Genomic DNA, 8,589 nt, shown 5'->3' on the forward strand with positions numbered 1-8,589 from the left:
TGGGATGGGGAGGAGACAGGGGAAGAGGTGGAAGGGTGTGCCGATTGATTCTGGTGGGCATGTTACTTCTGATGTGTACGGCCTGTGGTAGAAAGGCCCCTCCGGTGCCTCCCCGCTTTGACGGGTTGACTCCTCCTGCGGGCGTGACCGCGCGCGTGCAGGAAAAGACTCTCATCGTTGCCTGGTCGGATCCGTCCCGGTCCGAATGGCGTCTTGTGACCGGGTATCGCATCTATCTCTCCACGCTCAAGCAGGGAGAGGAATCATGCAAAGGGTGTCCTGTTCGCTTTGAAAAGGTGGGAGATGCCGGGGCTGGCGAGAGGCAATTTCGTCTCGCGGCATCACCCGGGGTGCTGTATACCTTTGAAGTGCGGGCAACCGCTGAGGGCGGATATTTGAGTGACCCGTCCAAAAGAGTGGTGGTGGATTTGAGAGAGGGGCAATAGATCCCCAGTGGATGATTTAAGGCGGTGTTCTCTCCTCGGATCGTGGGGATGGGCACCGCCATCAGATAAATTCAAGCAGGGTGTGGAGTGATCATGCACGAGGTATTTCTTTGTCTCGGATCCAATATGGGAGATCGTAAGGCTTATTTTGACAGGGCGCTTCAAGAGATTGAATCGAGGGCGATCGCGCGTGTTGTCGAAGTCTCTCCCCTCTACAAGACCTCTCCGGTGGACTACACCGATCAGGCGTGGTTTCTAAACGGGGCTGCCCGTGTGGAGACGAGCCTTTCACCCCGCGAGCTTCTCGTTCGCTTGAAGCAGGTGGAGACCGATCTGGGGCGTGATGCCGGGGGGGTTCGGTTTGGCCCGAGGCCCATGGATATCGATATTATCCTGTATGACGACCTTGTTTACAGTGACGAGGTGCTGACCATTCCCCATCCTCGCATGGATAAAAGGGCTTTTGTGCTCACTCCCCTTTGTGATATAGATTCTGAGATTATTCATCCTAAAATGAACAAAAAATTACGAATACTCCTCTCTGAGATTGACGATGCGTCCCAGGAGGTGCTTCCATATTTATAAGGAGTAGCTCGTGGTTAAAATTCTGATTATACTGGCAGTTATCTATTTCGGTTACCGGCATTTAAAAAATAAAATGCTGGGCGACATGGGCATGGATGGCAGCCAGGGCAATGCGGGGCAGGCCAGTACCGATGATGTGATGGTTCAAGATCCGGAGTGCGGGGTTTATTTTCCTTTGCGTGAAGGGGTTCCCGGGCTGGTAAATGGAAAAAACGTCAATTTTTGTTCGACAAAGTGCCGTGACGCTTACATGAAAAAGAATAGCTGATTTTCCACTTCTTACGTTCCAATGGAATCTGAAAGGGGGCAGCATGAAATTCTTTATCGACACAGCAAATGTGGATGAGATTCGCGATGCGGTGAGTATGGGAATGGCCGATGGGGTGACCACCAACCCGTCTCTGATGGCGAGGGAGGGTGGAGAGCCGGTGGCCATTCTTAAAGAGATTACCTCCCTTGTGGCCGGTCCCGTCAGCGCAGAGGTGATCAGTCTGGATACTGAAGGCATGATCCAGGAGGCCCGAGGGCTTGCGATGATTGCCGACAATATTGTGGTGAAGATTCCCATGACCGTGGACGGTTTAAAGGCGGTCCGTGTTCTTTCGATGGAAGGGATTCGAACCAATGTCACCCTGATCTTTTCTCCGCTTCAGGCGTTGATGGCTGTTAAGGCTGGCGCAAATTATGTGAGCCCCTTTGTGGGCCGTCTGGATGATCTGGGGCAGGAAGGGATGCCGTTGGTCGAGCAGATTGGCCAGATTTTTATGAATTATGAGTTTCATGCAGAGATTATCGTGGCCAGTATTCGGACGCCCATGCATGTTCTCGATGCCGCTCTTGTGGGGGCACATATTGCCACCATCCCCCATTCGGTTCTTGCCAAGCTGGCGTATCATCCCATGACGGATAAGGGTATTGAGGGGTTTATGGCGGATTGGCAACGGGTTCACGGAAATTGATTTGGGTGAAAAAAGTGCAAGCGTCACGTTTGCGCTTTTGGTAATGGGGGGGAGCGGGCGAGGATGGACAAGGCAGGGCCTCTGCTTTGTCACGTATCCCTTGTGGGCAAATAACGGCGCGGCATTCCGCAGGGTGCGGGCCGCAGGTTGAATGAACCGACAATTGATCGCCTTCAGGGCGTTCTGTAGATTGGAATTTGGGCAGTATATTTTATGAGAAACACAATTAAGCACCCCAACAATCTGACGATTCTCCGCATGGCTTCCGTGCCGCTAATCGTTGCTCTTTTATTATTCCCCGGAAGCCGGGTCGCCACCATTTTTGCGGCCTTGATTTTTTCCGCGGCCTCCATCACAGACTATCTCGATGGCTTTCTGGCACGAAAGTGGGGTATGGAGTCTACCTTCGGCAAGGTGATGGATCCATTGGCCGATAAACTTCTGGTGGGCTGTTCCCTGATCATGATGTGCTCTGTGGGCTGGATTCCCGGTTGGGTCGTCTGCGTTATCATCGGTCGTGAACTTGCCATTACAGGGCTGAGGAGCATTATTGTTGAGAACGGCGAAGATGTTTCTGCCTCAAACCTCGGCAAGTACAAAACAGGGTTTCAGATTGCGTCCATTATTCCCCTTTTGATCCATTTCAGCTACTTCGGTATTGATTTTCATGGCATAGGGATGTTTTTTCTCTGGTGCGCGCTTCTCCTTACCGTTTGGTCCGGAGCCGACTATTTTTTCCGCTTCAGAAAACTTCTGACCATGTAACGTTTTTCGTTGACACCAACCAGTTCACCGGTTAAAACACACAGGTCTTCGGGCATTGAGCGGGAATAACTCAGTGGTAGAGTGCAACCTTGCCAAGGTTGACGTCGCGAGTTCAAATCTCGTTTCCCGCTCCACAATTTCGGCGGCTTGGCCAAGTGGTAAGGCGACGGCCTGCAAAGCCGTTATTCTCCAGTTCGAATCTGGAAGCCGCCTCCAATACGCAAAAAAGCCATTGACCCACAGGGTCAATGGCTTTTTTGCGTATTGGGCATGGCGAAGCCATGCAAGTCTTGCCCCGCAATCCTTCAGGCGGCCCGGGCGGAGCCCGGAACCCGCCTCCCGAATCACCGAAGGACTCTCTCCTCGATTCCCCCGCAATCCTTCAGGCGACCCAGCGGAGCCCGGAATCCGCCTCCCAAGTTACCGAAGGTCCCCTCTCCTCGATTTACCCGCAACCCTTCAGGCACCCCAACGGAGCCCGGAACCCGCCTCTCGAGGTTACCGTAAATCTCATTTTCTCGATTCATAACCCTTTAAAACTGCCGAAAGCCCCATCTCTTCGACCAACCCAACCGGTCATCGCTTTTTGTTGCTTGGCCCGTACGAAGCACGGCAAGGCTTGCCCCGCAACCCTTCAGGCACCCCAACGTAGCCCAGCCCCCGCCTCCCGAGTCACCACAGCCCCCATCTCCTCGTTCACCCTTACAACCTCAGACGACATCGGCACAGTGAGGTTGCAGAGCCCCCATCTCCCGGCCCCACCCAGCGAACCAATGGAACTTTCGTCGCTTGGGATTCCACACGCCATCACACGCCCCCGTGAATCCCAATCCCACACCCGCATTCAATCCACAGCAAAACCGGCCTTTTTTTTCTGCCCGACACAAATCGTCCGTGCTTATTCCCCGATTAAGGTCCAGGCGGGCGTGCGACCCCTATGCCTCCGTAAATTACGGCCCCTTTAGATTTACCCAACAGGACAAACCTTTGCATTCAATTCCAAGGCCGTGTAACCATGAAGAAAATATATAATTATCCCCGCCGCAATTTTAAACACACTCGCAAGGAGGTCTTCAATGAAAGTTCTTGGTGTCTCTGGCTCGCCTATTAAAAACAGCAACACCGACCGCGCCGTCAAAGCCCTTTTGGATGCCACGGGCCTTGAAACAGAATTTGTTAAATTGTCAGATTTGACCATCGAGCCGTGCCGGGCATGTCTGGGGTGTGTAAAGACCAACATCTGTGTCATTGAGGATGACGGCACACCTCTGGCCCAAAAGGCCAAAGACTGCGATGCCATCGTTATCGCCGGCTACACCCCCTACAGCACCCTTGATTCGAGGACCAAGGCCTTCATTGAGCGCATGTATCAGCTGCGTCATCGAAACAGCTTGATGGCAGGAAAATTAGGGGCTGCTGTCATGACCTCCGCTGTACCCCATAACGCGCCTGGGGCTCCTCCTGTTTGCGATATGGGCATTCAAGCGATCACCCATTATATGCATGAAGAAGGGATCACTTTTGTGGGTGCTGTGAAGATCACAGGAAACGTCCCCTGCATGAAATGCGGATTCGGTGACACATGCAAAAAATCGGGGGTCACCATGATCTACGGTCCGGATGCCACGGTGGATTCTGTGGGGATCAAGACATTTGAAAAGCAGTCCCTCTCATTTGAATCGGCAGAGGCACTTGGCAAAGAAATCGCCAGGAGACTCACTCAAAGCTCCGTTGAAGGGTAAGATGACGGCAGGAATAGCCTGGCTCCGAATGCATGGATGAAACCACGGCAGCGAGGCCGTAGAGAACGCAAATACCAGCCGCCCACCGTGACAATCAGGACGCACAGGCATACCGCTGCATGCTTTCAAGGCGGCACACCTTGCCATCGGAGGCCCTTGTTCATGAGTTGAATAGTTGCGATGGATGAATCGGGGAGTTATCCGTGCAAATATCAACGGGCACAAGGAACAAGGTTTAATGCAAATCGAAACCGGCAGAGCCCAGAATCCGCATCCAAATTAAAAACCCCCATCGAGCCTACAGGCCGATGGGGATTTTTAATTTGTTGCCGGTTAAAGCCCGGCAAGGCTTGCTCTGCAAGACTTCAGGCGGGCCGTTGGAGTCGGAACCCGCCTCTCGAATTACCGCAAGCCTCATCTGCTCGCTTCCCCAGTAAACCGCCAGGCCCCCAGGCGGCCCGGCGGAGCTTGAGTCACCGCAGGTCTCATCTCCTCAATTCCCCCGCAAGCCCCCAGGCGGCACCAGATGTACCCAGGAACCCACATTTAAGGTAATCGAGCCCCCATCTCCTCAGCTGTCACTACGGGGCGATGGGGTTTTTAATTTGGTGTCGTATGAAACGCACCAAAATGAAAGGTTTAGATTAAAAAAACTTAGCCCCTTTTATTGCGTATTTTTTACCGGCATCCACACTGTCTCCCACGCATTTATCTCTGCGGGCTTATCATCCTCTATGAACTGATCTCTGTCCGTTTGGAAGAATCGTTCCGCCTTGTTAAACAAAAATGATGAAGTTCAACTGCGTTTACCTATTGGTTGAAAAAAATAGCCGACGAGAGTTTCGTAACGCATTAATTTATATAGTTGTCTTTTTTTGCCTGGCCTGCCCCGGAAGCATGAAGAAATTGTTATTTTAGAATTGCGATACCACAAATACTCTAAGGTATGAATAATAATTATTTGCAGTAATTGGTTGCAATACTATCATGGACGGAATATGAATAACAAAGTATTTCAAGCCAATAGAACACAATACTATGCCGCCCCCCAATACCTGAAACATTGCCAAAAATTGTGGTTGAATTTAGAATGCGAAAGGCGATACTGAAATGGCCTTGGACAATGTCAAACCCATCAAAGAAGCTCTTCTGCGTGCTTTTCCTTCCCCAAAATCGTACTTTGAATTCAGGGATACCGATAAAAAAATTTCAAGTCGTGCCATTCCCAAATTCATCGACTGTGCCCTGACATCCGGTCTGATAAAAAAAAATACGGAATCCGATTTTATAAACTTTCTGGCGAGCAGCAACACAAGCGTTTCGAAATCGGTGAGTGATGAATTTACCTTTGAAGAGGTTGTGGAAGAAGTGGCACAGGGGGCCTCGGTCAATAGCCTGGTTGAATGGTTGAATGCTGTCTCGGCTGAATTTAACATGCCGAAAATTCAAGCATCCATGATTTCCCGGCTGAAAAAAAACTATAATCCGAACACTGCCAGCAAGCGCGCGCTGTTAAGAGTTCTGGGCTTTTGGATTGGGTTGAAACGGCCCTTTTTCCCCTGGGATTTTCAACGCCTTCTGGAATTGCCTGCAACAAAAGTTGCGGGTGAATCCAGGGCTGAAGAGGAGGGCGTTCGAATTGATTTTTCGTTTCAGCACAATGGGGAGAATCTTGATTTTCAAATGATGGAATGGCTGAAAAATGAACTGTTACAATGCATAAAAGATCTGAAGATGTATCACCTGCTCGGCAATAAAATACATTTTTATTCCACGACAACAGCCACCCTGAAAATTCATAAAAGGAGAGGACCTTCAATGGAACCGATGCTTTACTCCGGTGCCATTCGCGACAGCCTGTCCATTGCCCACCAGATAATCGTACGATGGACATTATCACCGCTCAGTTACAAACAAAATTCCATGGTTATCGGCATATCCGCCGGCAATTATTCCAGGCTCCCGCGCCAGATGCAGGCATTGATGGAGGCAAAACTGCCTCAAAATCCTACCATCCGTTTGACCGATTTTGCCAGATTGTGTGTCAGATTAACAAATGCAAAGGTGATCATTAATGAAGAATCACAATTGTATAAAATGCCCAACGGGGACATGTTTTCAATTTGGGCGGTAAAATATTTCTGGTTTTTGTATTATGATTTTGTTCCGGTTCTTATTGAAAAAACGATGCTTCCGGTCACAAAAACAGGGTACGCCACATTACAAAATTCCATACATTTTCCATGCGAACCGGCCTTGGAAATCGAACATAGGGGCCCTATCCGCCATTCGTCAGTTTCCGCAAAATGATCTGCTTGCCGTTGAAATCGCGAAGGTCTGCATGGCCCGTCGAATGTTTGTGGAAGCCAGCACCTTTTTATCCGCAGTTTTGGCCTCTGACCCCTGCCATCCGGTTGCCCGGTTGTTACGCATGCTGATTTTCCTGAACCAGGCCATGGCGCAGGCAGACTGCTCTTTATTTGACCTTTATTTCGAACGTGCAGAAAAAGAGTGCAATCTTATTCTAAGCCACTGGGAACAGGAAGAGGAGGTGTGGTGTGAATATGGTTTGCTGTATTGGACCAGAGCAATATTTCTTCTTAAAAAGTTAAGAAACAATGAGATTGCGGATAAGGAGGAGAAGCGGTTTCTTACCGATCGGATGTTTTCAGACCTCAAAAAGGCTGAAAACTGCTTCCAGAAAGGCATGGTTTTTTCTCTGACGGTCAACAGGCCGGTATTCTGGATCGTACATCTCGGCAGTCTGGCTGAACTGCTGAAGCATAATGATGATTATATTAACAGCACGACTCCGATTACCGATGATTGGGGGGTGTATTCCAATCTAAGCCTTCGGTTTTTTATATCCCTGGGATGGCTCGACCCAGATATTTTGAATACAACAGATGAACAAGTGATCATGGAGCAATTGAATATTTTTTCTCATCGAATGGCTCAATCCATCACTATTTACCACGAATCCGCTCAATTAAGTATGTACAGACCCAACGTCGCGTTTTCCATTGCGTCTGTCTTATGGGATTTCAGTCCCATTCTAACCGTTGGTACAGCAAAATCCGTCTTGAACTGGCTGGAACAAGCCGTGTGTGACGCCAATAAATTGATGGACAACAATCTGGGCGTTTTTTCACTTATTTCCTGGTATTCTCAGGTGCAGGATCCTGCTGATTTTGTTTTGTGTTTGAACAGTGCTATTGAAACAATACATCTTTTGATAAAAGATGATCTTGCAAAAGATGACATGTATCGGATTGATCCTGCTAATATAAAGGGGTTTAAATTATTTCCAATGTATTTTGACAGGGAGGTAAACTCCGGAATTCTGGTCCAAGACAAGGACTGACGACCGTCTGGAGACAGTCTCTCCTAAAGGGGACAGGCCATGCATCAAAAATTATAGAGCCTCTTTAACCACCCATTTTCAGCGAAACACGTCTCAACAACCTGCAAACGTACATATTATCTTTCATCCAGCCCGAGGTCTCTCTTGTAAGACCTTCAATGTAATCTCCAACGTTGCAGTGGAAACCCTCTCTCTCGTCGTCAGATCACGACATAACCGGTGCGGTCGCCATGCCTAAACAATAAAAGCTATTGGTCCGTTGGGTGGTCCAAGAGATGGGGGCTTTGTATTATAAAGGTGGATGCACTGAGAAGATGAGAACTGCGGTGACTCGGGAGGCGGGTTTGGGTTCAGCGGGGGTGTCTGAACAACAAAAAAGCCATAGACCCGTTGGGTCAGCTGAGAAGACAGAGACCCTCGGTAACCTTAAAGGCGGGTTCCGGGGCGTGCCCGATGCCGAATGGGGGCTTGCGGGTAAACCGAGGAGATGGGACCTGCGGTGACTTGGGAGGCGGGTTCGGGCTCGCCTGAGGTGTTTGAAGGCTTGCGGGGAAATCGGGGAGAGGGGACCTTCGGTGACTTGGGAGGCGGGTTCCGGGCTCCGCTGGGTCGCCTGAAGGGTTGCGGGGGAATCGAGGAGAGAGACCTTCGGTGATTCGGGAGGCGGGTTCCGGCTCCGCCGGGCCGCCTGAAACAACAAAAAAAGCCATTGACCCGTTGGGGCAGCT

At 50.1% G+C, this 8,589-nt stretch carries 9 protein-coding genes and 2 tRNA genes; 10 read left to right on the forward strand and 1 reads right to left on the reverse strand.

Features of this window, described 5'->3' with window-relative positions:
- Positions 1-35: 35 nt before the first annotated feature.
- From Q1Q75_RS18715 to Q1Q75_RS18760, 10 genes are all read left to right on the forward strand, one after another.
- Complete coding sequence (locus tag Q1Q75_RS18715) at positions 36-446, forward strand: fibronectin type III domain-containing protein (protein ID WP_300673798.1); 411 nt, start codon at positions 36-38, stop codon at positions 444-446.
- A 93-nt stretch (positions 447-539) separates the two neighbouring features.
- Positions 540-1,031 (forward strand): 2-amino-4-hydroxy-6-hydroxymethyldihydropteridine diphosphokinase, encoded by a 492-nt coding sequence (gene folK, locus Q1Q75_RS18720; protein WP_300673800.1) that lies wholly within the window; start codon positions 540-542, stop codon positions 1,029-1,031.
- A gap of 10 nt (positions 1,032-1,041) precedes the next feature.
- Positions 1,042-1,299, forward strand: a complete 258-nt coding sequence (locus tag Q1Q75_RS18725) for a hypothetical protein (RefSeq protein WP_300673803.1) — start codon at positions 1,042-1,044, stop codon at positions 1,297-1,299.
- 43 nt (positions 1,300-1,342) lie between these two features.
- Positions 1,343-1,990 (forward strand): fructose-6-phosphate aldolase, encoded by a 648-nt coding sequence (fsa, locus tag Q1Q75_RS18730; protein WP_300673806.1) that lies wholly within the window; start codon positions 1,343-1,345, stop codon positions 1,988-1,990.
- Between the two features lie 213 nt (positions 1,991-2,203).
- Entirely contained in the window at positions 2,204-2,755 is a 552-nt protein-coding gene (gene pgsA / locus Q1Q75_RS18735; protein WP_300673808.1) for a CDP-diacylglycerol--glycerol-3-phosphate 3-phosphatidyltransferase, read from the forward strand.
- A 59-nt stretch (positions 2,756-2,814) separates the two neighbouring features.
- Positions 2,815-2,889: transfer RNA gene (locus tag Q1Q75_RS18740), tRNA-Gly, on the forward strand.
- Positions 2,890-2,896: 7 nt separating this feature from the next.
- Positions 2,897-2,971, forward strand: a tRNA-Cys gene (locus Q1Q75_RS18745).
- 860 nt (positions 2,972-3,831) lie between these two features.
- Positions 3,832-4,497, forward strand: a complete 666-nt coding sequence (locus Q1Q75_RS18750; protein WP_300673810.1) for a flavodoxin family protein — start codon at positions 3,832-3,834, stop codon at positions 4,495-4,497.
- Positions 4,498-5,607: 1,110 nt separating this feature from the next.
- Positions 5,608-6,807, forward strand: a complete 1,200-nt coding sequence (locus tag Q1Q75_RS18755) for a hypothetical protein (protein WP_300673812.1) — start codon at positions 5,608-5,610, stop codon at positions 6,805-6,807.
- Between the two features lie 31 nt (positions 6,808-6,838).
- Positions 6,839-7,861, forward strand: coding sequence for a hypothetical protein (locus Q1Q75_RS18760; protein WP_300673814.1), 1,023 nt, complete (start codon positions 6,839-6,841; stop codon positions 7,859-7,861).
- Positions 7,862-8,287: 426 nt separating this feature from the next.
- On the opposite strand, the gene Q1Q75_RS18765 is transcribed toward Q1Q75_RS18760, so the two are convergent.
- Positions 8,288-8,589 (reverse strand): hypothetical protein (locus Q1Q75_RS18765; protein ID WP_300673817.1); only part of this gene is annotated, 302 nt, incomplete at its 5' end.

The sequence above is a fragment of the Desulfoluna sp. genome (genome assembly GCF_030145185.1).
Classification (GTDB): Bacteria; Desulfobacterota; Desulfobacteria; order Desulfobacterales; family Desulfolunaceae; genus Desulfoluna.